The organism is Pectobacterium brasiliense, from assembly GCF_013449685.1.
Lineage (GTDB): Bacteria > Pseudomonadota > Gammaproteobacteria > Enterobacterales > Enterobacteriaceae > Pectobacterium > Pectobacterium brasiliense_A.
On sequence record NZ_JACDSF010000027.1, the window covers coordinates 147,758 to 173,469 of the forward strand.

The window sequence follows — 25,712 nt, forward strand, 5'->3', positions numbered from 1 at the left end:
ATATTTTTCTAAGAAAAAGGGTAGAGTAAAAAATAAGAATAATCACATAAAAATAAAATAACTTCCCAAGTTTGAAAGTGGGGGTTTAAGTAAATATCAATTTAAAACAATAGCTTGACATAATTGATGGCAGTGTTTTAGAAAATATATGGCTAAAATGACAGTCATCTCTCATTTCGATCGCAATTATTGATGCAGGGGCGTAAAGTGCTTATGCAAAATGCCGATAATGTTAAGACATAGAAAGAATAGCCAATAATAGTTGTGAAAAAATTTATTTTTACCATTAAATGAAAACAGCTAATTAGTGAGAGGAGCAACTTATTCATTGAATGACTTAACGGGCGTGTTGTTAATTCAAGGTGTGTAGCCATGCTGTGGAAAGCGAAAAAAAATCGCCAGATAATTTATAGGAGTCTTCTGTGAACTTTTTAAAAAATATTTCAATAAGAACAATGCTCTTAACAATATTGGGTCTGTTTCTGGTTGTATGGGGGGGCGCGTCTTTCTTTACCGCCACCTCATTAAGCAGCATGACCAAACTATTGGAATCCGGCGAAACTCAGCGTAAAAACGTAGAGATGCTGGTAAAGGGCAATGACCAGTATTTTCGTACGGTTACCCGTGTTGTTCGCTCGATGGATTTCCAGCAAACGGGGGATGTCGCCGATGCGGAGAAAGTCTTCACGTCTGCAACTGCCGCCTTTAAGATCACATCGGATCAATTGGCCTTGTTTAAAACGGTTAAACATATTGGTGTCGATAAAGAAACCGCAGACAATATGATCGCTGCTTGGAGCAAGCTACTGGATAACGGGTTGACACCCATGCTGAATGCTGCGCGTGAAAATCGTCAGGATGAGTTCCGCCAGCTCTTTCGTAAAATTTATCCACCACTCAGCGTCTCGTTTGGTGCCAACATGGATAAATACCAATCCGCGATTCTTTCGTCGACAGAAACCTCAATGGGTGAGGTCTACGGCTTGGTTGGCTGGAGTAATCGTATTCTGCTGGGCGCAGCGGTTCTTGGGTTGCTCATCCTGCTGTTGACGGATCGGTATCTGGTTCACTATCTGATTAAACCGCTGAACATGATCAAAGGCTATTTCCAAGTACTGGCTGCTGGGCAGCTTGGCCACCCTATTAATGAATTTGGGAGTAATAATGCTGGGCAACTGATTCCTTATCTGAAAGAGATGCAGGATAGTCTGGTGAATACGGTATCCATTATCCGCGACAGTTCTGCATCGATTCATCAGGGGTCGAGTGAAATCAAAAGTGGTAACAACGATCTGTCCGCGCGAACCGATCAGCAGGCAGCCGCACTGGAGCAGACTGCAGCCAGTATGGAAGAGCTAAGTGCGACAGTGAAACAGAATGCCGATAACGTTCATCAGGCTACCAAGCTGGCGCAGGACGCGTCCGTTGCGGCGAAGAAAGGCGGCGATGTCACGGCAGATGTGATGGCGACGATGGCAAGTATTACGACCAGTTCGAAGAAAATTGCCGACATCACCAGCGTCATTAACGGTATTGCCTTCCAGACCAATATTCTGGCGTTGAACGCAGCGGTAGAAGCTGCTAGAGCCGGTGAACAAGGCCGCGGCTTTGCGGTGGTCGCAGGTGAAGTTCGTAATCTGGCACAGCGCAGTGCGCAGGCAGCGAAAGAAATTGAAAGCCTGATTACCGAATCGGTTGAACGTATTAACGTGGGATCGGGTCAGGTGACACAAACTGGCGAAGCGATGGACTCTATCATTTCTGCGATTACCCGGGTGAATGACCTGATGGGAGAAATTGCCTCGGCGTCGGATGAGCAGAGTCGCGGTATTACGCAGATTGGTCAGGCTGTTACCGAGATGGATGGCGTAACGCAACAGAACAGCTCGTTGGTACAGGCATCTGCCGCTGCAGCAGTATTGCTAGAAGATCAGGCCCGTCAGTTAACTGAAGCCGTATCGGTATTCCAGCTGTCCGCCGCAGATGCCCCTCGTCGTTCTCAGCAGCGTTTGGCTGAAGCATCAGCAGCGCAGAAACCGATGTTATTAGCCGGTACTGGTGGTAAGAAAGGCAACACTAACGATAACTGGGAAACTTTCTGATAACCCCATAACATGCGGTGTCAGGGCGCTGACAGCCGCAAAAATCAGGTGATTTATCGTTAAAAGCACTAGGATATTTTCCCAGTGCTTTTTTGTTTATCACTGAATAGTTACACCTGCGTAGGCGTTTTTTTGTGCATACCATTCGACCTTGCTACGGCGCACAGGTACATCCGCCACGCTTGATAACCTGAATCTATTTCAACAATCATGACATACAATCACTGGATAATCGTGACTCTCTCAACTAGAGTGTTGACGGCGCTAGGGCCTGACCAAGGCCGTGATAGTGCGATAGGCATAGTTACACCTGCAGGAGAATAATAATGTCATCACTAAGTAAAGAAGCCGTTATGGTGCACGAAGCGTTGCTGGCACGCGGTCTGGAAACGCCGCTGCGCGGCGCGTTGTTGGATCGGGATACGCGTAAGCAACGTATTGCCGAGCATATGACGGAAATTATGAATTTGCTGAGCCTCGATCTGAGCGATGACAGCCTGGCTGAAACACCGACGCGTATCGCCAAAATGTACGTTGATGAAATATTCTCCGGTTTGGACTACGCCAACTTCCCCAAAATCACCATCATTGAAAACAAAATGAAGGTCGATGAAATGGTTACCGTGCGGGATATCACGTTGACCAGCACCTGTGAACACCATTTCGTGACGATCGATGGGAAAGCAACGGTGGCGTATATTCCGAAAGACGGCGTCATCGGCTTGTCGAAGCTCAACCGAATCGTCCAGTTTTTCTCTCAGCGCCCTCAGGTGCAGGAACGCTTAACGCAGCAGATTCTGGTTGCGCTACAAACGCTGTTGGGAACCAACAACGTCGCGGTCTCGATTGATGCGGTGCACTACTGCGTGAAGGCGCGCGGCATCCGTGATGCGACCAGTGCCACGACCACAACATCGCTCGGTGGTCTGTTTAAATCCAGCCAAAATACGCGTCAGGAATTCTTGCGCGCGGTACGTCACCACAATTAAGCCTTCTTATTGACGATGATGAAGAAAATACGCTTTGTCATCGTCAAATCAGTAAGCATCTTCGCTTTTTCTCTGTATCTGCATACAATCGCTACTTCGATGATTTGAAAATGTAATTTGTATGCCTTCTCACTCTATACCGTCACTTCATTCGCCACCTTCGCGGCCACCTTCACGGATAGCCACGCTGGATTTTGCCCGCGGCGTCGCCATCTTGGGCATTTTACTGCTGAATATTACGGCGTTTGGTTTACCGCATGCGGCCTACCTGAATCCCGCCTGGAAAGGGGAACCCACGCTGTCTGATGTCTTAACCTGGGCGGCGATGGATTTGCTTGCGCAGGCGAAATTTCTGACGCTGTTTTCTCTTCTTTTTGGCGCAGGGTTACAGCTGCTGCTGTCGCGGGGAAAACGCTGGGTACATGCACGCCTGTTCTGGTTGATGATCATCGGTCTGATTCATGCCATTTTCCTGTGGGATGGCGACATTTTACTCGACTATGCGCTGATTGGACTCGTGTGTTACGGCATGATTCGTCATGCGGAAAGCAGCCGGTTGCTAATGCGGACGGGTGCGGTTCTGTATCTGGTGGGCATCGGCGTGCTGTTTGTGTTGAGCCAGATTCTGAGCCTGCAACCGGGACGTTTTTGGCTGCCGGGCATGGCGGATATCGCCTATGAAGCCTACTGGCGGGCGTTAGGCGGGCCGGAAGCGTGGGGGAATCGTGTCGACCTGCTAACGGAAAGTCTGTTGTCGCTGGGCGTGCAGTACGGCTGGCTGCTGGCGGGGTCGATGCTGCTGGGGGCTGGCTTGATGCGCAGCGGCTGGCTGAAAGGTGAATTCAGCACGGCACACTATCGTAAGGTTGCGCTGTGGCTGATTCCGCTAGGTATCGCCATTAACAGCGTTGGCGTAGTGGGGCAGTGGCTGGTGGAGTGGGAATATCGCTGGAGTGGGCTGTTATTGCAGATTCCGCGCGAGCTGAGTTCACCTTTGCAGGCGATAGGGTATCTGGCGCTGTGCTATGGCTTCTGGACCACGCTGTGCCAATCGCGCATCACCTACTGGATTACAGATGTCGGGCGTATGGCGTTAACCAACTATTTGCTGCAAACGCTGATTTGCGTCGCATTGTTTAATCAGCTTGGCCTGTTTATGGCGTTTAGCCGTCTGCAACTGCTGGCACTGGTTCCTGCTATTTGGATCGTCAATCTGGTTTTCTCTCACTACTGGCTGCGCTATTTTCGTCAGGGACCACTCGAATGGTTATGGCGCACGCTCACTAATGCGATAGGGAAAACGGCGTAGAGAAAGACGCTACGGCGCGGCCTGCTCGTGGTGAGGTTCGGATTCGGGCTCGGTTTTTGCCGGTTGCTCCTGTTTAGCCTGATGCGCTGGCGCAGGAATCACCTGTTCAGGCAGGACGGCAGGATAATCTGGAGCATCCTCTGGGATAGTATGTTCAGCAGGAATCGGCACCTGCGGCCCTAAAAAGCGCGGCTCGCGTTTCAGGATATACAGATCGAACAGCGCGCCCAAACGAGCGCCAAATTCACGAACTCGCACGGTCATCATGTTTTTCGGGGAGGGCACGGCGTAACACTGTGCCTGAATACCCAGGTGCAGCGCGATGAATAGCGCACGTTCACAGTGGAAACGCTGAGTGATGATGGTGAAATCGTTGGTATCAAACACTTTGCGCGTTCTGACGATGGAATCCAGCGTACGGAACCCCGCATAATCCAGCACGATGTCCGAAGGTGGAACGCCTGCGGCGATCAAATCGCGACGCATCGTCATCGGTTCATTGTAACTTTGTAGCGCGTTATCACCGCTTAATAGCAGATAGCTGACTTTACCGCTGTTGTAAGCGTTAATCGTCCCTTGCATACGGAACAGGTAATACTGATTGATTACGCCGGTACGGTAGTATTTCGCGGTACCTAATACGACGCCAACCTGCCGTTTCGGCAAGGTCTGAAGCTCATCGTAAATAAAGGGCGCGGTTTTCCAACTGATCCAACGATCGAGGGCAAAAGCAGAGAGCAGCAGCACGCCAATGAGGGCTAACAAACCGAATGTCAGGCGTTTCCACATGCTTATGCCTCAGGTAAGGCGAGTAGACTAATCATTCCCCAAGGCTACTTTACCTGACAGGGGGACGCAAGACGAAGGGGAGGAACGGGCGGTTTATTGATTGAATTTTCAGCGTGCGGGACGAGATGGCGTAAAAACAAAACGCCAGCCTTTCGGGCAGAAAAGCTGGCGTGACAGGAGTATTAAACTCGGCTACCCCACAGATCGTACTCGTCTGCGTGTTCGACTTTCACTTTAACGATGTCACCGACTTTCACACCGGTTTCGCCGTTCAGATAAACCGCGCCGTCAATCTCAGGGGCATCGGCCATGCTGCGGCCAATCGCGCCTTCTTCGTCGATTTCATCGATCAGCACCAGCACTTCACGGCCAATTTTATCCTGCAAACGCTGGGTAGAAATCGCCTGCTGAAGCTGCATGAAGCGATGGAAACGCGCTTCTTTGATCTCTTCCGGTACCTGATCCGGCAATGCGTTTGCCGCAGCACCTTCGACTGGACTGAATTTAAAGCAGCCCACGCGGTCGAGCTTGGCTTCTGTCAGGAAGTCGAGCAGCATCTGGAAATCTTCTTCCGTTTCGCCGGGGAAGCCGACAATAAAGGTAGAACGCAGCGTTAAGTCCGGGCAGATTTCGCGCCAACGCTTAATGCGCTCCAGCGTTCTTTCTACTGCGCCAGGGCGTTTCATCAGCTTGAGAATTTTCGGGCTGGCGTGCTGGAGCGGAATGTCCAGATAAGGCAGGATTTTGCCTTCTGCCATTAACGGGATCACATCGTCTACGTGCGGATACGGGTAGACATAGTGCAGACGCACCCACACGCCGAGCGATGCCAGTTGTTCACACAGGCTGACCATGCTGGTTTTGACCGGTTGTCCGTTCCAAAAGCCAGTTCGCTGCTTCACATCCGCGCCGTACGCTGAGGTATCCTGAGAAATCACCAGCAGCTCTTTTACCCCTGCATCAACCAGACGTTTTGCTTCATCCAACACCGAACCGATTGGACGGCTGTCTAAATCGCCACGCATAGAAGGGATGATGCAGAACGTACAGCGGTGGTTACAGCCTTCTGAAATTTTCAAATAGGCGTAATGGCGCGGGGTGAGCTTGACGCCCTGCTCGGGAACTAAACTGGTAAACGGGTTATGCGTCGGTTTCGGGACGTATTGATGTACGTGTGAGAGCACCTGCTCGTAGCTGTGCGGACCGGTAATTTCAAGAACCTTGGGATGCACTTCGCGTATTTGATTTTCTTTGGCACCCAAACAGCCCGTTACGATGACTTTACCGTTCTCATTCAGCGCTTCGCCGATGGCTTCCAGCGACTCTTGTACGGCGCTGTCAATAAAACCACAGGTATTGACGATCACCAGCTCAGCGTCGTCATAACGTGGGACGACCTGATAACCTTCAGTACGCAGTTCGGTCAGAATCCTCTCGGAGTCGACGAGGTTTTTCGGGCAACCGAGGGAAACAAAGCCGATACGTGGTTGTTGCATATTATTCGCTCACAAAATAAACAGAAAATAAAAACCGGAGGATTCTACACCATAGTTGATTATCCTTATAGTCAGTGGTGTAAAACTCAGCATTTTATCGCTGTGAAGATGACGCTTCTAATGAGCGATTTCTTCAATAAATGTAAACCTTGCCACGTTTTTTTGTACAAACACGGCCTGCTGCCTAAATTTACAGGACTTTTGTTGGATGGAGACAACGCTATGCCCTATCGCCTGATGCCTCGCAATTCTGCTTCACATCCCCTGTTACGACGATTTTCTGCTGCCCCACATTGGCTGCTGCTTAGCGCAACGCTGCTGCTTTCCAGCCAGCTCTTGGCGGCGGAACCTAAAGTGACGGAATTGCAGGATAAGCTGGATCATCCGTGGTCATTAGCGTTTTTGCCGGAAGAGCAGGGGATTCTGATTACGGAACGCGCCGGAAATTTACGTTTATGGAAAGCGGGCAGTGCGCTGTCTGCGCCGATAGCCGGCGTACCGAAGGTCTTTGCTAAATCACAGGGCGGATTGCTGGAAGTCGCGCTATCGCCGGACTTTGCACAGAATCGACGCATCTACCTGAGCTTTGCCGAAGAAGGGAGCGAGGGTAAAGCGGGGACCGCTGTCGGCTATGGCAAACTCTCGGAGGATAATACGCGGCTAGAGAATTTCACGGTCTTCTTCCGTCAGGAACCGAAGCTGTCTACGGGTAACCACTTCGGCGGCAAGCTGGCCTTTGATCGACAAGGGCATCTGTTTATCGCACTGGGCGAAAACAACGAACGCCCGACAGCACAAGATCTGGATAAATTACAGGGCAAAATTGTTCGCCTGACCGCAGAGGGGAAAGTGCCGTCCGATAACCCGTTTGTGAACACGCCTAACGCTCGACCGGAAATCTGGTCTTACGGGCATCGTAACCCGCAGGGATTGGCGATTAACCCATGGTCTGGCGTGCTGTGGGAAAATGAACATGGCCCGAAAGGTGGAGATGAAATTAACATTCCTAAAGCGGGCGAAAATTATGGCTGGCCAATTGCAACGCATGGCATTAATTATTCTGGGCTGAAGATTCCAGAAGCGAAAGGAAAAGAGATCGCCGGTATGGTGAATCCCGATTTTTATTGGGAGAAATCACCGGGTATCAGCGGAATGGCATTCTATAACAGCGACCGTTTCCCGCAGTGGAAAAACTCAGTCTTTATCGGCGCGCTGGCAGAGAAGAACCTGATTCGGTTGACGCTTGATGGCGACAAAGTCACGTCCCAAGAGCGCTTGCTGGGCGACCGTGGTGAACGTATCCGCGACGTAAGACTGGGGCCAGACGATTACCTCTATCTGCTGACCGATCACGATAATGGCAAATTGCTGAAAGTCGGGCTGGAGTAATAAATCAGGCACCTTACGGTGCCTGATTCACTTAAGACAGCGGAATCATGACGTGTTTCTGATACGCTGGGCGCTCGGTGAGTTGCTGATACCAGCGTTCCAGATGAGGATGCGACTGTTGTTCAATCGGCATATTCAGCCAGCCGTAAGCAATACAGCCTAGTGGAATATCGCCAACGCCGAATCGATCGCCGGATAGCCACGGCTGATTAGCCAGAACGGTATCCACGATATCAAATAAACGTTCGCATTCGGCGATGCCTTTCTGTACCAAGGCGGTATCGCGTTTTTCCGGTGCCATACGCACGATATTAATGAACACCGGCCCGAAGGAGACGGCGAGAGAGGTTGCCCAGTCCATCCATTTTTCGGCACTGGCGCGCTTGCCTGGGTCGGCAAGATACAGAGAATCCTGACACATACTGTGCCGCCAGATAACGGACGATGGTATTGGATTCCCATAGCACCAGATCGTCGTCACGCAAACAGGGGATGAGGCCATTAGGATTCATCGCCAGATAGTCGGCTTCATGGTTAAGACCGAATTGTCCGCCTGCCACAATATGCTGATAAGGCAGCGCAAGTTCTTCCGCACACCACAGGACTTTCTTTACGTTGGTCGAGTTATCACGACCCCAAATCGTTATCATAGCAACCTCTTTGTGCACACAAGGATATTCGGATGTTTGCGATAGTGGGAAATAATGATACACCTTTTTAGTCTTTATGATTTCACTTGTCATTCTTAACAATGACAGCATCTTTCTCGCTCGACCTCGAGGAGAAGGCGACATTGCGACATTCGTCGTGCCATCCGTTATTCTTTCTGGCTACCTGATACCTAGATTTTCAGACATTCCTTAATTTTCCCTAAGTCCCTTTTTTATCTGCGTTTTTTTAGAAACTTTCATTTCTTTGACTATCTTTACAGAAGGAGCGGTTTTCATCCCAGAGATGACGCGTTACCTTTGTATGTTACTAAAGTTTTCAAAACATATTGAAAATCAAGAATTTTTAACGAAGTATGGATATCGCGGCGAACTCATGAAAACAACTCCTTTCCTGACCAGACTCACGTCTTTCTCTGTAGGTACGGTATTGCTTGTTGGTTTAGTGCCATTCACCTATGCGGAACAGTTGCCAGCGGTGCCGCAGATTGATGCTAAAGCCTATATCCTGATCGATCACCACAGCGGTAAAGTGCTGGCGGAAAGCAATGCTGATGAGCGTCTTGACCCTGCCAGCCTGACAAAAATTATGGCGAGCTATGTGATTGGGCAGGCGATCAAATCCGGTAAAATTCGTCCGACGGATGAAGTGACCGTCGGAAAAGATGCCTGGGCAACCGGCAATCCGGCGCTGCGTGGTTCGTCGCTGATGTTCCTTAAGCCGGGCGACCGTATCCCCGTTTCTGAATTAAATAAAGGCATTGTCATTCAGTCCGGCAATGATGCCAGCATCGCGCTGGCGGATTACGTCGCGGGTAGTCAGGATGCGTTCGTTAGCCTGATGAACAATTATGCGAAGGCACTTAACCTGACGAATACGCATTTTCGAACCGTGCACGGTCTTGATGCGCCAGGGCAGTACAGCACCGCACGTGATATGGCGCGGTTAGGGCAAGCGCTGATTCGCGATGTGCCGGAAGAATACGCGTTGCACAAGGAAAAAGAGTTCACCTTCAATAATATTCGCCAGCCTAACCGCAACCGTCTGCTGTGGAGTACTAACCTGAATGTGGACGGTGTGAAAACCGGCCATACCAGCGGGGCAGGACACAATCTGGTGGCCTCGGCCACCGAAGGCAATATGCGCCTGATTTCCGTGGTGCTGGGCGCGCAAACGGATGCCATTCGCTTTCGTGAAAGTGAGAAACTGCTCACCTGGGGCTTCCGCTTTTTCGAAACGGTAACGCCTATCAAGACGGATACGCCTTTTACTACGCAGCGGGTCTGGTTTGGTACTGAAAAAGAGGCACGACTCGGCGTCGCACAGGATGCTGCGCTGACCATCCCGAAAGGGCAAATGAAGAACCTGAAAGCCAGCTTTACGCTAAATCAGCCGCAGCTTTCCGCACCACTGACCAAGAATCAGGTTGTCGGCACTATCGACTTCCAACTGGACGGCAAGAGCATAGGACAGCGCGAACTGGTCGCGATGGATGATATCCCCGAGGCTGGCTTCTTTAGCCGCCTCTGGGATACGTTGATGATGAAGGTGCAGCAGTGGTTCGGTGGGCTATTCAGCTAATTTCCGGGGTGGAGTAACTGAATGCCGTTGTTGGAAAAATAGCGTAAGTAGACGTCGCTTGGGGCTCCGTCGGAAATGACGGTATCAAACAGCTTCACTGGGCCAATGCAGGCGCGTTTAATCTGACCGAACTTGCTGCTGTCCGCCACTAGAATGATTCGCTGTGCGGTTGCCATCGCGCGTTGCTTCATGCCCAGTTCGGCAAAGTTAAAGCAGGTGGCTCCCGCAGTCAGTTCGATACCCGCCGCAGAGATAAAGGCTTTGTTCGGACAGACGTTGTCCAGCTCGCTTCGCTGGTTGAGCGGGGTAAAAATCGCGTTATCTGGATGGTATTCCCCGCCGCACAAAATCACTCTGCACGCCTTTTTTTCCTGTAGTGCTAAAAAGGTGTTCAGGGAATAGCAAATCGCGGTAAAGGGCAACGCATCAGGAATGGCATCAATGATGAAAGGAATCGTAGTACCACAGTCGAAAAAAACGGTATCGTTTGCTTCCACCAGATAAGCAGCCGCAGTACCGATAGCCCGCTTCTCTCTTACGTGCTTGGTCTGCTGGTCGGAGACAAAATAGTTGGTGACACCGTTATTCTTCAGGTCGCTAACCACGTAGCCGCCGAGCAGCATGACGCTGGTGGAATCGGCATTTAGATCGCGGCGCACGGTCATCTCGGACACGCCGAGTAGCTGTGCGGCGTCTTTAAGATGGAGTTTATCGGTTTTCTTTAATGCCTGAGCCAGTCTGCCTATCCGTTCGCCGCGCCGCGTTTCCATAAAATTCCCTGCTAGTAAGCTATTTTTGTTGTTAGTAGTTTCCTGCTACTGCCGTTTCACCTGAAACGATAGCGACGCCTGAACTGGTGCCGATACGTGTGGCACCTGCTTCAATCATACGCTGTGCCGTTTGGCGATCGCGAACCGCGCCGGATGCTTTGACACCCATGTCGCTGCCGACGGTGCTACGCATCAGTCGAACGTGTTCTTCGCGTGCGCCGCCGGTGCTGAAACCGGTAGACGTTTTGACGAACGCGACATCCAACTGACGACACATTTCACACACCAGGACAATCTGTTCGTCATCAAGCAGACAGGTTTCCAATATTACCTTCAACGGTATAGCGGCGCAAACCTCACGCACGGCCTGAATATCCGCTTTGACGGCGGCAACATTCCCGCTTTTCAGCCAGCCGGCGTTAATCACCATATCGATTTCTTGCGCACCGGCATCAATTGCCGCTTTCGCTTCAAAAACTTTGCTGGATGTCAGGCTTGCACCAAGAGGGAAACCGATAACAGAACATACCTGCACTTCCGTGCCTTTCAGCTTTTCTGCCACGAGAGGCACGTAACCTGAGTTAACACAGACGGCATAAAAACGGTGAGCGATCGCTTCATCACACAGGGTGGCGATTTGCTGTTCAGTGGCATTGGCTGCCAGTAGTGTGTGGTCGATATAGCGTGCGTAGTCAGTCATGGTAAATCCTTGGCGGTGGAGATAAGAAATCAGATAGCGCGATTATGACACTCAATGATTTTTATGTCATAAAAATAACAATGTAATTAATTTTTGTTATTTTAATAACAAAAAATGAAGTAAATGTGATAGCGGATGTGTGGATATCGGGAAGTATGACGAGTATAATGCGGAAAAGAAAACGCCCATCGTTCTTGAACCTGAAAGGCGGGAACGATGGGCTCCTCAATAAGGGGAATCAAAGAAAAGCAGTGGCACTTATTCAGACTCTAGGGCAAAGAAAAAGTTCTGGCCTTTAGAAAATAATATTGACGATTTTTTACACTTTTTCAGCCGGGCAGTTCAGGCCAGATAACCACGATCAGTGAACCTGCTAAGGTGAGTAGCACGTTAGCAATCGCATAGGTACCCGCATAGCCGAGCGCAGGGATGTTACTGCGTGCCGTATCGCTGATAATTTCCATTGCGGGAGCGCAGGTTCGTGCACCCATCATGGCGCCAAACAGCAGCGCACGGTTCATTTTTAACACGTACGCACCAAACAGAAAGCAAATCACCACGGGTAGTAGGCTAACGATCAGCCCTGAAACCAGCATCTGGATACCAACGTCACCCAGACTACTGTTGATGGTGCTCCCTGCACTCAGGCCAACGCCAGCCATAAAAACCATCAGGCCGAATTCTTTGACCATGTTAAGTGCGCCTTGCGGAATGTAGCCAAAGGTCGGGTGGTTGGCGCGCAGGAACCCCAGCATGATACCGGCGAACAATAATCCAGCCGCGTTACCGATGCCAAAGGTGAAGTTGCTGAATTGGATGGTGATCAGCCCGATCATCACGCCGATGACAAAAAAAGCGCAGAAGGCCAGCAGGTCGGTGACCTGGCTATGAATAGAAATGAACCCAATTCTGTCAGCAATGCTTTTTACCCGGCGGGCATCACCGCTGACCTGCAAGACATCGCCTTTATTCAGCACGACGTTATCGTCAATCGGCATTTCAATTTGGCTACGGACAATACGGTTGAGGAAACAGCCGTGATCGGTCAGCTTCAATTGGCTCAGGCGTTTGCCGACAGCATTGTGGTTCTTGACGACGATTTCTTCCGTTACGATGCGCATATCCAGCAAATCGCGGTCGAAAACTTCCTTGCCATCGCGGAAATTGGAGTTCAGGCGTGAATGGGCGTCGGGATAGCCGACCAGCGCGATCTCATCACCGATTTGCAAGATGGCATCACCGTCGGGGCTGGCTAGAATTCCGTTGCGTCGGATGCGCTCGATGTAGCAGCCAGTCTGGCGATAAATCCCCAGTTCACGCAGATTCTTGCCATCCGCCCAGCCAACCAATTCCGGCCCAACGCGATAGGCGCGAATCACGGGCAGATACACTTTTCTCAGGCTGTCTGGGTCTAATCCGCGCTCGCGTGCAATCTGCTGAGCGCTGGTAGGCAAATCCTGATGCTGGAGTTTGGGCAGGTAGCGTGCGCCAAAAATGAGGCTGACCAACCCGACCAGATACGTCAGCGCATAGCCCAAACTCAGGTGATCTTGCTCAATACCGAGCTGGTTACCCAAACTGGCGGTGCTGCGCAACGTGTCGCCTGCACCGACCAGCACCGGCGTTGAGGTCATGGACCCGGCCAGCATCCCCGCCGTCAGGCCAATTCCCCAACCAAAGAATTTGCCTAAGCCTAACGCCAGTAACATGGCGCTGCCAACCATCACCAGCGCCAGCATGAAATAATTCTTTCCGTCGCGGAAGAAAATAGAAAAGAAATTCGGCCCAGCCTCCACACCGACGCAAAAAATAAATAACATAAAGCCGAGGCTCAGCGCTTCAGTATTAATCGAAAAATGCTGTTGGCCGAGTAATAAAGAAACAACTAAAACTCCAATAGAATTACCGAGTTGTACTGGCCCGAGACGCAATTTCCCCAGGCAGAGTCCTAATGAAAGAACCACGAATAAAAGTAGAATGTAATTCCCATTTAACAAATCAGCGACGTTTATATTCATGGAATGTAACTTGTTGTTTACCAGTAAGTTCTTGATGTTATTAACTATAGCGGCTAGATTTAGCCATGAAATGCATGAATTCCCGTGACGGTATCAATACGCGTCAGCTGAAAGGAATCAGCCTCGTTCAGTATAATTTATCCGATAAAAATTGTTCAGTGTAATTATTGTTTAATTTAATGATTTTGGTACTGCTGCTGAAGAAATGCATTGGGTTATCGTCTTTTTCTGTGGACAGCCTACATGTCGAATAAATCGTAACGAAGCCTCATGTTTTTCATATCGAGGAATAGGTATACCGATCATTTTTACTATGCTGCCTATTTTCGTTATCTGGTTGAGGCAGGTTAGGAGGCATATTGAGTGGGGGCGATTTATGGCAAGAAATAAAGGCTGGGTTAGTGCGACCTGCTGTTTTTTATTGTTCACCATCGTATTTCTGAGTCAAAAAATTGAGGCATCAGAGGTTGCGGTGAGTGATGGGCTACGTGGTAGTCCAGGAATGTTGCTTTTTCTGCTGCCTGGCATGGTGGCCTATTTTCTTTCCGCGCGCGGTCGCCTACTTTACCCGCTGTTTGGCGCGCTGGCGGCAATGCCCGTGTGTTTGCTGGTGCTCCACCTGTGGAGTACGCCTATGCGTTCTTTCTGGCAAGAGTTGGCCTACGTGATGAGTGCAGTTTTCTGGTGCGTGTTCGGTGCGCTGGGCATGCTGTGTTTACGTCGTCTTTATCGTCGCTATCTTCGTTGACGGACGCGGTTTCGAACCCATAAAAAAGCGCGGACTGTCGCCGCGCTATTGTTTTGTCAGTTCGATGATCGATGTGTTCTGCCAGTGTGATGATTATGACTGGAACAGAGCCAGATGCTCTTTAGCATAGGCTTCAAAATCGGTGCAGCCGCCGATGTGTTTTTCATCCAGGAAAATCTGCGGTACGGTTTCAACCGGCTTTCCTACCGTCTTGGACAAATCTTCTTTCGAAATGCCTTCTGCGTGAATGTCTACATAGCGGAAGCTGAAGTCATCACGTTGCTCGGCCAATTTCTCTGCCAGTTCTTTCGCACGTACACAATAAGGGCAAGCGGGGCGCCCGAAAATTACAGCGAACATGTAAACTCCTTTGTAAAATTAGAAAAATGTTCTCATTCTTGAAACGCATAGCGTGACGCCTATTACAGACAAGGTCACGGCTAAAAGTGTTACGGTTAATGAGGTTACTGCGAATCACGCTACTATACCGAAATTTATCAATACTATGCCCGCATTCATTGATGAAAAAAAGTAGTCATTACCTGTTACAACGATTTGCTGAAGCTATTAGGCGGTGGGGTAATGCAGATTCCGCCCGAGCTACGATATAATTTCGTCATACTGCAAGCTGCCTATGAGATGTACTTTACCGACTGAAGGATGCCAGTGTGACACCAATGATTGATTTGCTACAGCGCCACCGTTCTATTCGCGCGTTTACGTCTCAGGCCATAACGGATGAGCAACGCCACGCCATCATTACCGCCGCACAAAGTGCGTCCAGCTCCAGTTTTTTACAATGCAGCTCAATTATCCGTATTACCGATCCTGCGGTGCGAGAAACGCTCGTTCACTATACTGGCGAGCAAGGCTATGTGGCGCAGGCGGCAGAGTTTTGGGTCTTTTGTGCCGATTTCCACCGCCATGTGGCGATCTTCCCACAGGCAGAAACCGGGCTGGCTGAGCAATTGCTGATTGGCTGCGTCGATACTGCGCTCATGGCGCAGAATGCACTGATTGCCGCCGAATCGCTGGGGTTGGGTGGGGTATTTATCGGCGGGATCCGCAATCGAATCGCTGACGTGACGCAGTTGCTGCAACTGCCAACGTTAGTTCTGCCGTTGTTTGGCCTGTGTCTGGGGCACCCAGACGCGGACCCTATGCTGAAACCGCGCATGCCAACCGCGATGATGCTGCATGAAAATGTCTATCAGCCGCTCGACCGAGATGTGCTGGCGCAATACGACCAGCAGATGGTGGAATATTATCTGCAACGTACCGGTAGTCGTCGTGAAAGCTGGAGTGAGCACGTGGAACGGACGCTGAAAAAAGAGTTACGTCCATTCATGCTGGACTACTTACATCAACAAGGATGGGCGATACGTTAGTATCCGTAGGATATTTATGAAGATAGCCATTCTGTCTCGTGATGGGGCGTTATATTCCTGTAAACGTTTGCGTGAAGCGGCTGAAGCGCGCCAACACAGCGTTGAGATTATCGACCCGCTTTCCTGCTACATGAATATCAATTCGGCGGCGCCGTCGGTGCATTATCGCGGACGTCGGCTGGATAAAGTTGATGCGGTTATTCCGCGTATCGGTTCACAAATCACGTTTTATGGTACGGCGGTGTTGCGCCAGTTTGAAATGCTGGGCAGCTACCCGCTGAATAATTCAGTCGCCATTATTCGCGCCCGCGACAAACTGCATTCATTGCAACTGCTTGCTCGTGAGGGAATTGACCTGCCGATCACCGGATTTGCTCATTCGCCGGATGATACCGGTGATTTGATTGCGATGGTGGGCGGTGCGCCGCTGGTTGTAAAGCTGGTGGAGGGCACGCAGGGAATCGGTGTGGTACTGGCCGAGACGCGACAGGCGGCCGAAAGCGTGATTGATGCCTTTCGCGGGCTGAATGCGCACATTTTGGTGCAGGAGTACGTGCATGAAGCGCAGGGGAAAGATATCCGCTGTTTTGTGATCGGCAACCGCGTTGTGGCGGCGATTGAGCGACAGGCGAAAGCGGGGGAATTCCGTTCAAACCTGCATCGCGGCGGGTCGGCGAATAAAGTGAAAATTACGGCGCAGGAGCGTGCGATTGCTATCAAGGCGACAAAAACGCTGGGGTTGAATGTCGCGGGCGTTGATATATTGCGTGCCGATCGGGGGCCGCTGGTGATGGAAGTCAACGCCTCGCCGGGGCTGGAAGGGATTGAAACGACGACCGGACTCGATATTGCCGGCATGATGATTGAGTTTATTGAGCAAAATACCCAGAGGCGCTTCGCAATCTCGGCAACAATAAGTAAAAGTTAGCTTTCTGAAACAGGGACCGCGCCGTAAAATACGGCGTTCCTTATTTTGGCGTGTAAGTACCGGGCCGCAGCGCTATCCGGTACGGAACGAGGAAAGCGGGTGGCGAGGCGCTTTTATCATGGCATCGTCGCGCAATATTCCGTAAGCTATGGGCCGTTTTTAAGGCTATTTCTGTTTTAACATCGCTTCTGTGTAAACGGTGTTTTCTTTTCAACAACGCTGTCTGTACGGCGGCAGGTATGAGGCAAACATGATGGATTCACTCATCGTCCCGGATTTGGCTATGCTACGGCGGTGGCTGGATCAACTGAACATTCTGTATTTCGAATGTGATTCCTGTCAGGCGCTCCATCTTCCTCATATGCAAAATTTTGATGGCGTGTTCGATGCGAAAGTTGATCTGGTAGATAACGTGATTCTGTTTTCTGCCCTTGCCGAAGTGAAGCCCAGCGCGTTGATTCCTCTGGTTGGCGATCTGAGCCAAATCAATGCCAGCTCGTTGACCGTTAAGGCGTTTATCGACGTTCAGGATGATAATCTGCCGAAACTGATTGTCTGCCAGTCATTCAGCGTGGCCGCTGGCATGACGCTGGAACAATTCAGACATTTCATGCAGCAGTCCGAAGAACAAATCTCAATGGTGATCCTTGAGGCCGGCGCTAATAATCTGCTGTTTATCGGCGAGGAAGAAGAGGGCTCTGCTGCCAGAGTCACCACCTCTCATCTGCATTGATACGGTTGCTGCCAACGGCAGCAATTGGTTTTACTTATTTTCCTTTCACCACCATTTATTCTGGTTATTTCGCATTATTGCCAGATATTTATCTTTGTTTGCTGCTAAACGCCTTCATCACATCGATAAAATGTGAATAAATAATCGTTAAAACCCATTTTTTACGTTCAAGTATGGTGCACACGATGTTGTGGGGTTATGCTTTATTCCTGTAAGACACAGACACCGGAATCAGGGCTATGTGTGTGTCTGGGCGAATAAAAATCGGTGCATACTCATTCACCGATTGGAGAGCGCGGCAGGACATATTTTGTATCGGAACGATACATACTACTCCCACGAATCACCCCCTTGAATGGAGGAAGGAACGGATGTTCACCCAACGTAAAAAATGGCTATCGGGTGTTGTTACCGGCTTGCTGATGGCCGCGTCCGTCACCGCATCTGCGGAAGAGAAAACGCTGCATGTTTATAACTGGTCCGACTATATCGCACCGGACACGTTAGCCAATTTCCAGAAAGAAACCGGCATTAAAGTCGTCTATGACGTGTTTGATTCCAACGAAGTGTTGGAAGGCAAGCTCATGGCGGGCAGCACGGGTTTTGATCTGGTGGTGCCTTCTGCCAGCTTCCTGGAGCGCCAGCTCTCTGCGGGAGTTTTTCAGCCATTAGACAAGAGCAAGTTACCGAATTACAAAAATCTGGATCCTGATTTGATGAAGCTGATTGCGCAGCACGATCCAGACAATAAATATGCCCTGCCTTACCTGTGGGCGACCACGGGCATCGGCTATAACGTTGAGAAAGTCAAAGCTGTGCTGGGTGCCGATGCACCGGTTGACAGCTGGGATCTGGTTCTGAAGCCGGAGAACCTGGAAAAGCTGAAAAGCTGCGGCGTCTCCTTCCTGGATGCACCGGAAGAGATCTTTGCAACCGTGCTGAACTATCAGGGTAAAGATCCAAACAGTACCAAACCGGGTGATTACACCACGTCTGCGACCGACCTGCTGCTGAAACTGCGTCCGAGCATTCGCTACTTCCATTCATCGCAGTACATCAACGATCTGGCAAACGGCGATATCTGCGTCGCAGTAGGCTGGGCGGGCGATATCCTGCAGGCAGGAAACCGTGCGAAAGAAGCGAAGAACGGGGTAAATATCCAGTACAGCATTCCGAAAGAAGGCGCGTTGGCATTCTTTGATGTCCTCGCTATTCCAAAAGATGCTAAAAATCTGGATGAAGCCTATGCGTTTCTGGATTACCTGATGAAGCCGGAAGTGATGGCGGGAATCAGTAACCATGTGTATTACGCGAGCGGTAATCTGGCCTCCTTGCCGTTGGTGAACGCAGAGATTCGTAACAACCCGGGCGTTTATCCGCCGGCGGATGTGCGTGCCAAACTGTTTACGCTTAAGGTGCAATCTCCTCAGATTGACCGTACACGTACGCGTGCATGGACTAAGGTTAAAAGCGGCAAATAGCCTTTTGGATTTGAATGATTACCCAAGCGCTTGAGGGTTGCGGGTTTCAGCAACCAAAGAATGGATGGGTATGAAACGTGGCAAAGAACAGGCGGTGATACCGCCTGTTCGCGCTCTATATTGTGTCACACTGCTGAATGCAAAAAGCGCCGAATGGCGGCATCTGCGGTGTGGCTTGTTCTGCTTTTGCCGGAGAGCAATGCGAAGTGAATGACGCGATCCCCCGCCCTCAATCAAAACCTCAAAAAGCAGCCACTCCGCTGCTGGAAGTGCGTAACCTGACGAAGTCGTTCGACGGTCAGGCCGCCGTCGATGATGTCAGCCTGACTATTTATAAAGGCGAAATTTTTGCGCTGCTGGGGGCATCCGGCTGTGGGAAATCCACGCTGCTGCGTATGCTGGCAGGTTTTGAGCTCCCCACGCAGGGGCAGATTTTTCTGGATGGTCAGGATTTATCATTGGTGCCGCCTTACCAGCGTCCCATCAATATGATGTTCCAGTCTTACGCGCTGTTCCCACACATGACGGTGGAAAAGAATATCGCATTTGGTCTGAAGCAGGACAAACTACCGCGTGCAGAAATCAAAGATCGTGTGGAAGAGATGTTGTCGCTGGTGCACATGCAAGAGTTCGCCAATCGTAAACCGCATCAGCTTTCTGGCGGTCAACGCCAGCGTGTTGCGCTGGCTCGTAGTCTGGCGAAGCGCCCTAAACTGCTGCTGCTTGACGAACCGATGGGCGCGCTGGACAAAAAATTGCGCGACCGCATGCAGCTTGAAGTCGTCGATATTCTGGAGCGTGTGGGCGTGACCTGTGTGATGGTAACGCACGATCAGGAAGAAGCTATGACGATGGCAGGCCGTATTGCCATTATGAATCGCGGTAAGTTCGTACAAATTGGCGAGCCGGAAGAGATTTATGAGCATCCAAACACGCGTTTCAGCGCGGAGTTCATCGGCTCAGTCAATATGTTTGAAGGGATCTTGCAGGAACGTCAGGACGATGCACTGATCATCAAAAGCCCTGGACTCGTGCATCCGTTGAAGGTGGATTCGGATGTCTCGGTGGTCGATGGCGTTCCGGTCTACATCGCATTGCGTCCAGAGAAAATCATGCTGTGCGAAGACGTGCCAGCTGACGGTTGTAACTTCGCGGTAGGGGAAGTGGTGCATATCGCCTATCTGGGCGACCTGTCAATTTACCACGTCAGGCTTAATAGCGGGCAAATCATCAGCGCGCAGCTACAAAATGCTTACCGCTATCGCAAAGGCACACCGACCTGGGGAGATGAGGTTCGGCTGTGTTGGGATGCCGATAGCTGTGTGGTTCTGATGGTGTAGCGAGGAAGAATGTCATGACTTTATTTCCCGAACATAACACGGCGGAACCACCGGGCAAGGCCAGACACTGGCTCCGTGTACTGATGGCGCGCTGGCATCAAAAACACGGGCGTAAGCTGGTCATCGCGCTGCCATATCTGTGGCTGCTGTTGCTGTTCATGCTGCCGTTCCTGATCGTGTTCAAAATCAGTCTTGCAGAGATGGCGCGAGCGATCCCGCCTTATACCGATCTGATCTCGTGGCTGGACGGCAAGCTGGATATTTCCCTGAACCTTGGGAACTACCTGCATTTGTTGGACGATCCGCTGTATTTCGATGCTTATATGCAATCGCTTCAGGTTGCTGCTGTGTCGACGCTGTGCTGTCTGTTTATTGGTTACCCGCTGGCCTGGGCTGTGGCGCACAGTAAACCGTCAACACGTAATATCCTGTTGTTGCTGGTGATTCTTCCATCGTGGACGTCATTCCTGATTCGCGTCTATGCCTGGATGGGGATTCTGAAAAATAACGGTATCCTGAATAACTTCCTGCTGTGGCTGGGGGTGATCGATGAACCGCTGGTGATTCTGCATACCAATTTGGCGGTGTATATCGGCGTCGTGTATTCCTATCTGCCGTTTATGGTGTTGCCGATATATACCGCGCTGATGCGTCTGGACTATTCGTTAGTGGAAGCGTCGTTGGATCTCGGCGCGCGACCGCTGAAAACCTTCTTCAGCGTGATCGTCCCCTTAACGAAAGGGGGAATCATTGCAGGCTCGATGCTGGTCTTTATCCCAGCGGTGGGGGAATACGTGATTCCAGAACTGCTCGGCGGGCCGGACAGCATCATGATTGGCCGTATTCTGTGGCAGGAGTTCTTCAATAACCGCGATTGGCCAGTGGCGTCTGCCGTTGCCGTCGTCATGTTGCTGCTGTTGATTATGCCGATTATCTGGTTCCACAAACATCAGAGCAAAAGTGCGGAGGGTGAGGCGTGAATAATTTACCTGTTGTTCGCTCACCGTGGCGTATTGTGATTTTGGTACTGTGCTTTACGTTCCTCTATGCGCCGATGCTGATGCTGGTGATCTACTCGTTCAACAGCTCCAAGCTGGTGACCGTATGGGCTGGCTGGTCGGCACGTTGGTACGTCGAGCTGTTCCACAATACGGCGATGATCAGCGCGGTACTCCTGAGCCTGACGATTGCTGCCGCCTCGGCCACGATGGCCGTGATTCTTGGCACGATCGCCGCTGTGGTCATGGTGCGTTTTGGCCGTTTCCGTGGTTCTAATGGTTTTGCCTTTATGCTGACAGCGCCGCTGGTTATGCCAGATGTGATTACCGGCCTGTCGCTGCTGTTGCTCTTTGTGGCATTAGGGCATGCCATTGGCTGGCCAGCGGAAAGAGGGATGCTCACCATCTGGCTGGCACACGTCACGTTCTGTACCGCGTATGTCACCGTGGTGATCAGCGCGCGACTGCGTGAGCTTGATCGTTCGATTGAAGAAGCGGCGATGGATCTGGGCGCGAACCCGCTCAAGGTGTTCTTCATTATCACAGTGCCGATGATTGCTCCTGCGCTGCTTTCCGGCTGGCTGCTGGCGTTTACGCTGTCGCTGGACGATCTGGTTATCGCCAGCTTCGTGGCAGGGCCTGGCTCGACAACGCTGCCAATGCTGGTGTTCTCCAGCGTCAGAATGGGCGTTAATCCACAAATTAACGCATTGGCTTCCCTGATATTGTTAGTCGTTGGTATTATTGGGTTTATCGCCTGGTGGTTTATGGCGAGGGCAGAAAAGCAGCGTTATCGCGATATGCAAAAAGCGAGACGCGGCTGATTCGATCTCTCACCCTAATTTGTTAGCCTAGCGAAGATGACCAGCAACGCCGCCAGAGTATGGGGGCGTTGCTGTTTTGTATGGCAATCAAGTTTTGTATGACTATCAAGTTTTATATTGGCATCAGACGTTATATTGATGCTGTATTTTTGGCGGGTAAATACCGCATGAAGGGAGAGCGTTGAAATTCTGTATATGAAGAAGGAAATGACACAACGCAAAGTTTATGCCCCGGTGCCTGTGATGGTGGCGGGGATTGCAATTATTGCTACCCGCGTTTTGGGGATTTTGCTGCTTGCATGGGAGCTAGGGTTCAGCGATTTGAGCGGCTGGATTGGCAGCAATGCAGAAGCCTGGGATTCAACACTGGTGCTACTGCTGTCGCTGGTTGTCGTCGGTGTTGAAATTCGCTGTGGTTTTGCCGTTTTGGCCGGAGTGAACTGGGGGCGATGGGGTTATGTGGTCTGTCAGGCCGTCGTGGTGTGTTACCTACTGCTGGCGTCGTTGAGTGAATTTATGCCAGCGATATTCCATATCTCAGGAGAAAACAACGCTGCCGTGCTGCATCAGCTCCTGCTGCAAAAGATCCCAGATCTTCTGGTGATTGTTTTACTGTTTCTGCCACGACGCAGTAAGCGTTTTTTTCTGCGTCAGAAATAGACATTTCTCTCTTATGAGCCACTCTGGCTGCAGGCGTCGCCCATAAATCGGCAAAAGGTCGCAGGGTGACGCTGTCAGGGTGATATAATCCTCGCATTCCGTATTTTTTAATAGTTAGATTTTTATGCATTGTGCCCGCTACAGCACGGGAACCTGTCGTTCCTGCCAATGGTTGGAAAAAGCCTACCCGCAGCAATTGTCTGATAAGCAGCAACATCTTGAAGGTTTGCTGCAACCGCATGCTGTGCAGTGCTGGTTGCCCGTGCAGCCTTCTGCCCAGTCTGCCTTTCGTAATAAAGCCAAAATGGTGGTGAGCGGCAACGTGGAACGCCCGCTGCTGGGGATGCTACATCGTGATGGAACGGCGGTGGATCTCTGCGATTGTCCACTTTATCCGTCCACCTTCGCTCCGATTTTCGACGTGCTTAAAGTCTTCATCGCTCGTGCGGGGCTGACGCCTTATAACGTGGCTCGACGCCGTGGGGAGCTGAAATACCTGCTGCTGACGGAAAGTACGCAGCACGGTACATTCATGCTGCGCTTTGTCTTACGCTCGGAAGCCAAGCTGGCGCAGTTGCGTGCCGCATTGCCCTGGCTACAGCAGCAGTTGCCACAGCTTGAGGTGATATCCGTCAATATTCAGCCCGTGCATCAGGCGATTATGGAAGGGAACACGGAGATTATCCTGAGTGACGCTGCCGCGCTGGCTGAACAGTTTAATCAGGTGCCGTTGTATATCCGTCCGCAAAGCTTTTTCCAGACCAACCCTCAGGTGGCAGCCGCGCTGTATGCGACGGCTCGCGATTGGGTGGCAGAGCTGAATATTACCAGTATGTGGGATCTGTTTTGCGGGGTAGGGGGTTTTGGCCTGCACTGTGCATCATCGGAGATGCGCCTGACGGGAATTGAAATCAGCGCCGAGGCGATAGCCTGCGCGCGTCGCTCTGCGGAACAGTTAGGGTTGAAGCAGGTGGAGTTTCAGGCGCTGGATTCTACACAGTTCGCGACCGCTAAAGCGGAAATTCCAGATCTGGTATTAGTCAACCCACCACGCCGTGGTATCGGCAGTGAACTGTGCGCCTACCTGAGCCGCATGGCACCGGACTATATTCTCTATTCCAGCTGTAACGCTGAAAGCATGGCGAAAGACATGACAGAGCTGACGAATTACCGTGCGCTGCGTGTACAGCTGTTCGACATGTTCCCGCACACGGCGCACTATGAAGTGCTGACGTTATTGAAACGTGAGGATGGCTAAGGCAAAGTCAGGACATCTGAATACTTTACGGTGTTGCCACAGTAGGCGTAAAAAGTAGAAGCGTAGAACCATATTGATAAAACCATTTGCGGAACGGGAACGGTGATAATGGAATAGAAGAGTAAAGCGTTTGCGCCATGGATAATGAGATGGACGCTCCAACTTAACGGCATCAGATGTGCCAGAGTATGAGTGTCAAATCTCAAAAGAAGGAGCGTCCAAATGCAAGTATCTACCCTTGGTATCGATCTGGCAAAAAACGTTTTCGTTCTTCATGGTGTCGATCACACCGGCCAGACTGTGCTGAAAAAGAAACTCTCGCGGGCAAAGTTTGCTGAGTTCGTTATCCGTCTCGAACCCTGTCTTATTGGGATGGAGGCGTGTTCATCCAGCCACCATTTTGCCTGGATGTTTATCCGCCACGGGCATCAGGTCAGGCTGATGCCACCGCAGTACGTCAAGCCTTACGTCAAAACCAACAAGACCGATGCGACGGATGCGGAAGCCATCTGCGAAGCCGTTACTCGGCCCAATATGCGCTTTGTTCAGGTCAAAACCGTTGACCAGCAGGCTGTGCTCGCCCTGCATACGGAGCGGGATATCATTATCCGGGAACGGGTCGCCTGTTCGAACAGCTTGCGGGCCATGCTGGGCGAGTTTGGTTTTGTGATGGCAACAGGCAGAAAAGCGCTGAAGCAGGGCGTTGCAGAAATTCTTGAAGACGGAGAAAATGAGCTATCACCGTTCGTTCGAGCCAGCGCATTACGACAGATGGCGCATATTGATGCGCTGGATGACCATGTGGAGCTTATCGAACAACAACTGAAGTCATGGGCCGAAACACAGGCAGCCTGTAAACGCATGACAAAAGTGCCCGGAGTCGGACTGCTGACGGCGACGTATCTGGTCGCGTCAGTGGGTGACGGAAGGCAGTTCAACTGCGCAAAACAGTTCTCAGCCTGGATGGGTTTGACACCGCGAGAGCATTCCAGCGGAGGCAAACAGCGTCTGGGGCGGATAAGCAAACGGGGCGATGGTTACTTCCGTTATCTTCTGGTTCACGGAGCGCGGGCAGTCGCTTCCGTGATTGAGCGACACCGGGAAGACATGGGGTGGCTCGACGGATTGCTGAAACGCAAAAATTACAATGTCGCGGTAGTGGCACAGGCGAGTAAAACAGCGCGGATACTGTGGTCGATGCTGGTCCATGAAACAGAATATCGTCCCCCTGCGGGGGCCTGAGCACCGCTCAGTCCTCGCAGGGGTTCACAAAGGGTAAAACGCAGTCCGAAATTGCAGGTGTAATCAAAAAGATGGCAAAACAGGTAAGACCACAGGTGAGGTAAACCGATGCGCCAATGGGCACGATAGCCCGTAGTGGATGCTTGGTACTCACCTGGCGGATTTCATCATGGTTCGGGGCGCAGAAGCCCCATTAGAAACCGGATATATGCCTGCAGTTACCGATTTTACATCTTGCTGAAAAACGCCTTGTTCAACCGGGAGCGTCCATATATGGCGCAATCCGAGCGTACAGCTACC

The 25,712-nt window shown here is 51.0% G+C and carries 22 protein-coding genes and 1 pseudogene; 16 read left to right on the plus strand and 7 right to left on the minus strand.

The window, feature by feature from the left end:
• The first annotated feature begins 422 nt into the window (after positions 1-422).
• The 3 genes from H0248_RS11820 to yeiB all read left to right on the plus strand — a co-directional run bounded on the left by H0248_RS11820 (position 423) and on the right by yeiB (position 4,400).
• Positions 423-2,102 carry a methyl-accepting chemotaxis protein gene (locus H0248_RS11820; protein ID WP_180786080.1) on the plus strand — a complete coding sequence of 560 codons (1,680 nt, stop codon included), beginning with the start codon at positions 423-425 and terminating at the stop codon, positions 2,100-2,102.
• Between the two features lie 326 nt (positions 2,103-2,428).
• A complete protein-coding gene (gene folE, locus H0248_RS11825) occupies positions 2,429-3,091 on the plus strand; it encodes a GTP cyclohydrolase I FolE (RefSeq protein ID WP_005967317.1) in 663 nt (220 codons plus the stop codon).
• 121 nt (positions 3,092-3,212) lie between these two features.
• Entirely contained in the window at positions 3,213-4,400 is a 1,188-nt protein-coding gene (yeiB, locus tag H0248_RS11830; RefSeq protein WP_110164226.1) for a DUF418 domain-containing protein YeiB, read from the plus strand.
• A 9-nt stretch (positions 4,401-4,409) separates the two neighbouring features.
• Here yeiB and sanA read toward each other — a convergent pair whose 3' ends face one another.
• Together sanA and rimO are read right to left on the minus strand one after the other, a co-directional pair.
• A complete protein-coding gene (gene sanA / locus H0248_RS11835) occupies positions 4,410-5,189 on the minus strand; it encodes an outer membrane permeability protein SanA (RefSeq protein WP_110164227.1) in 780 nt (259 codons plus the stop codon).
• Between the two features lie 182 nt (positions 5,190-5,371).
• Complete coding sequence (rimO, locus tag H0248_RS11840) at positions 5,372-6,685, minus strand: 30S ribosomal protein S12 methylthiotransferase RimO (RefSeq protein ID WP_180786081.1); 1,314 nt, start codon at positions 6,683-6,685, stop codon at positions 5,372-5,374.
• A 222-nt stretch (positions 6,686-6,907) separates the two neighbouring features.
• On the opposite strand from rimO, the gene H0248_RS11845 reads away from it, so the two are divergent.
• On the plus strand, positions 6,908-8,074 hold the full coding sequence (locus H0248_RS11845; RefSeq protein ID WP_180786082.1) for a PQQ-dependent sugar dehydrogenase: 1,167 nt from the start codon (positions 6,908-6,910) through the stop codon (positions 8,072-8,074).
• Between the two features lie 31 nt (positions 8,075-8,105).
• Here H0248_RS11845 and H0248_RS11850 read toward each other — a convergent pair.
• Positions 8,106-8,724 (minus strand): annotated as a pseudogene (locus tag H0248_RS11850) (glutathione S-transferase family protein).
• 394 nt (positions 8,725-9,118) lie between these two features.
• Between H0248_RS11850 and H0248_RS11855 the strand changes: the two are divergent.
• A complete protein-coding gene (locus H0248_RS11855; RefSeq protein ID WP_180786083.1) occupies positions 9,119-10,324 on the plus strand; it encodes a serine hydrolase in 1,206 nt (401 codons plus the stop codon).
• Here H0248_RS11855 and deoR read toward each other — a convergent pair.
• The 3 genes from deoR to H0248_RS11870 form a co-directional block, all read right to left on the minus strand.
• On the minus strand, positions 10,321-11,094 hold the full coding sequence (deoR, locus tag H0248_RS11860) for a DNA-binding transcriptional repressor DeoR (RefSeq protein WP_180786084.1): 774 nt from the start codon (positions 11,092-11,094) through the stop codon (positions 10,321-10,323). The two genes, H0248_RS11855 and deoR, sit on opposite strands and share 4 nt — an antisense overlap.
• Positions 11,095-11,125: 31 nt before the next feature.
• A complete protein-coding gene (gene deoC, locus H0248_RS11865; protein WP_180786085.1) occupies positions 11,126-11,794 on the minus strand; it encodes a deoxyribose-phosphate aldolase in 669 nt (222 codons plus the stop codon).
• Positions 11,795-12,123: 329 nt separating this feature from the next.
• Complete coding sequence (locus H0248_RS11870) at positions 12,124-13,812, minus strand: aspartate:alanine antiporter (protein ID WP_180786086.1); 1,689 nt, start codon at positions 13,810-13,812, stop codon at positions 12,124-12,126.
• Positions 13,813-14,188: 376 nt separating this feature from the next.
• Here H0248_RS11870 and H0248_RS11875 point away from each other — a divergent pair, with 376 nt between their 5' ends.
• On the plus strand, positions 14,189-14,560 hold the full coding sequence (locus tag H0248_RS11875) for an inner membrane protein YbjM (RefSeq protein WP_180786087.1): 372 nt from the start codon (positions 14,189-14,191) through the stop codon (positions 14,558-14,560).
• Positions 14,561-14,653: 93 nt separating this feature from the next.
• Here H0248_RS11875 and H0248_RS11880 read toward each other — a convergent pair whose 3' ends face one another.
• A complete protein-coding gene (locus H0248_RS11880; RefSeq protein WP_010277298.1) occupies positions 14,654-14,920 on the minus strand; it encodes a GrxA family glutaredoxin in 267 nt (88 codons plus the stop codon).
• Positions 14,921-15,228: 308 nt separating this feature from the next.
• Here H0248_RS11880 and nfsA point away from each other — a divergent pair, with 308 nt between their 5' ends.
• The 10 genes from nfsA to H0248_RS11930 all read left to right on the plus strand — a co-directional run bounded on the left by nfsA (position 15,229) and on the right by H0248_RS11930 (position 25,412).
• Complete coding sequence (gene nfsA / locus H0248_RS11885) at positions 15,229-15,948, plus strand: oxygen-insensitive NADPH nitroreductase (RefSeq protein WP_180786088.1); 720 nt, start codon at positions 15,229-15,231, stop codon at positions 15,946-15,948.
• A 16-nt stretch (positions 15,949-15,964) separates the two neighbouring features.
• A complete protein-coding gene (gene rimK, locus H0248_RS11890) occupies positions 15,965-16,876 on the plus strand; it encodes a 30S ribosomal protein S6--L-glutamate ligase (RefSeq protein WP_180786089.1) in 912 nt (303 codons plus the stop codon).
• 253 nt (positions 16,877-17,129) lie between these two features.
• Complete coding sequence (locus H0248_RS11895; protein WP_039275494.1) at positions 17,130-17,609, plus strand: type III secretion system chaperone family protein; 480 nt, start codon at positions 17,130-17,132, stop codon at positions 17,607-17,609.
• Positions 17,610-17,980: 371 nt separating this feature from the next.
• Positions 17,981-19,090 (plus strand): spermidine/putrescine ABC transporter substrate-binding protein PotF, encoded by a 1,110-nt coding sequence (gene potF / locus H0248_RS11900; protein ID WP_180786090.1) that lies wholly within the window; start codon positions 17,981-17,983, stop codon positions 19,088-19,090.
• 206 nt (positions 19,091-19,296) lie between these two features.
• A complete protein-coding gene (gene potG / locus H0248_RS11905) occupies positions 19,297-20,430 on the plus strand; it encodes a putrescine ABC transporter ATP-binding subunit PotG (RefSeq protein WP_180786101.1) in 1,134 nt (377 codons plus the stop codon).
• Positions 20,431-20,444: 14 nt separating this feature from the next.
• Complete coding sequence (gene potH / locus H0248_RS11910; RefSeq protein ID WP_180786091.1) at positions 20,445-21,410, plus strand: putrescine ABC transporter permease PotH; 966 nt, start codon at positions 20,445-20,447, stop codon at positions 21,408-21,410.
• Positions 21,407-22,252 (plus strand): putrescine ABC transporter permease PotI, encoded by an 846-nt coding sequence (gene potI, locus H0248_RS11915; RefSeq protein ID WP_010277277.1) that lies wholly within the window; start codon positions 21,407-21,409, stop codon positions 22,250-22,252. The genes potH and potI overlap by 4 nt, the downstream gene beginning before the upstream one ends.
• Before the next feature lie 207 nt (positions 22,253-22,459).
• On the plus strand, positions 22,460-22,912 hold the full coding sequence (locus H0248_RS11920) for a YbjO family protein (RefSeq protein WP_180786092.1): 453 nt from the start codon (positions 22,460-22,462) through the stop codon (positions 22,910-22,912).
• Positions 22,913-23,036: 124 nt separating this feature from the next.
• A complete protein-coding gene (gene rlmC / locus H0248_RS11925) occupies positions 23,037-24,170 on the plus strand; it encodes a 23S rRNA (uracil(747)-C(5))-methyltransferase RlmC (RefSeq protein WP_180786093.1) in 1,134 nt (377 codons plus the stop codon).
• 222 nt (positions 24,171-24,392) lie between these two features.
• Positions 24,393-25,412: an IS110 family transposase gene (locus H0248_RS11930; RefSeq protein ID WP_180786094.1), complete on the plus strand. Its 1,020-nt coding sequence runs from the start codon at positions 24,393-24,395 to the stop codon at positions 25,410-25,412.
• Positions 25,413-25,712 lie beyond the last annotated feature (300 nt).

Excerpts from the sequence above, each read along its gene's own strand:
- folE (WP_005967317.1), top strand. The coding sequence starts at position 2,429 with ATGTCATCACTAAGTAAAGAAGCCGTTATGGTGCACGAAGCGTTGCTG.
- yeiB (WP_110164226.1), top strand. The coding sequence starts at position 3,213 with ATGCCTTCTCACTCTATACCGTCACTTCATTCGCCACCTTCGCGGCCA.
- sanA (WP_110164227.1), bottom strand. The coding sequence starts at position 5,189 with ATGTGGAAACGCCTGACATTCGGTTTGTTAGCCCTCATTGGCGTGCTG.
- rimO (WP_180786081.1), bottom strand. The coding sequence starts at position 6,685 with ATGCAACAACCACGTATCGGCTTTGTTTCCCTCGGTTGCCCGAAAAAC.
- H0248_RS11845 (WP_180786082.1), top strand. The coding sequence starts at position 6,908 with ATGCCCTATCGCCTGATGCCTCGCAATTCTGCTTCACATCCCCTGTTA.
- H0248_RS11855 (WP_180786083.1), top strand. The coding sequence starts at position 9,119 with ATGAAAACAACTCCTTTCCTGACCAGACTCACGTCTTTCTCTGTAGGT.
- deoR (WP_180786084.1), bottom strand. The coding sequence starts at position 11,094 with ATGGAAACGCGGCGCGGCGAACGGATAGGCAGACTGGCTCAGGCATTA.
- deoC (WP_180786085.1), bottom strand. The coding sequence starts at position 11,794 with ATGACTGACTACGCACGCTATATCGACCACACACTACTGGCAGCCAAT.
- H0248_RS11870 (WP_180786086.1), bottom strand. The coding sequence starts at position 13,812 with ATGAATATAAACGTCGCTGATTTGTTAAATGGGAATTACATTCTACTT.
- H0248_RS11875 (WP_180786087.1), top strand. The coding sequence starts at position 14,189 with ATGGCAAGAAATAAAGGCTGGGTTAGTGCGACCTGCTGTTTTTTATTG.
- H0248_RS11880 (WP_010277298.1), bottom strand. The coding sequence starts at position 14,920 with ATGTTCGCTGTAATTTTCGGGCGCCCCGCTTGCCCTTATTGTGTACGT.
- rimK (WP_180786089.1), top strand. The coding sequence starts at position 15,965 with ATGAAGATAGCCATTCTGTCTCGTGATGGGGCGTTATATTCCTGTAAA.
- H0248_RS11895 (WP_039275494.1), top strand. The coding sequence starts at position 17,130 with ATGGATTCACTCATCGTCCCGGATTTGGCTATGCTACGGCGGTGGCTG.
- potF (WP_180786090.1), top strand. The coding sequence starts at position 17,981 with ATGTTCACCCAACGTAAAAAATGGCTATCGGGTGTTGTTACCGGCTTG.
- potH (WP_180786091.1), top strand. The coding sequence starts at position 20,445 with ATGACTTTATTTCCCGAACATAACACGGCGGAACCACCGGGCAAGGCC.
- H0248_RS11920 (WP_180786092.1), top strand. The coding sequence starts at position 22,460 with ATGACACAACGCAAAGTTTATGCCCCGGTGCCTGTGATGGTGGCGGGG.
- rlmC (WP_180786093.1), top strand. The coding sequence starts at position 23,037 with ATGCATTGTGCCCGCTACAGCACGGGAACCTGTCGTTCCTGCCAATGG.
- H0248_RS11930 (WP_180786094.1), top strand. The coding sequence starts at position 24,393 with ATGCAAGTATCTACCCTTGGTATCGATCTGGCAAAAAACGTTTTCGTT.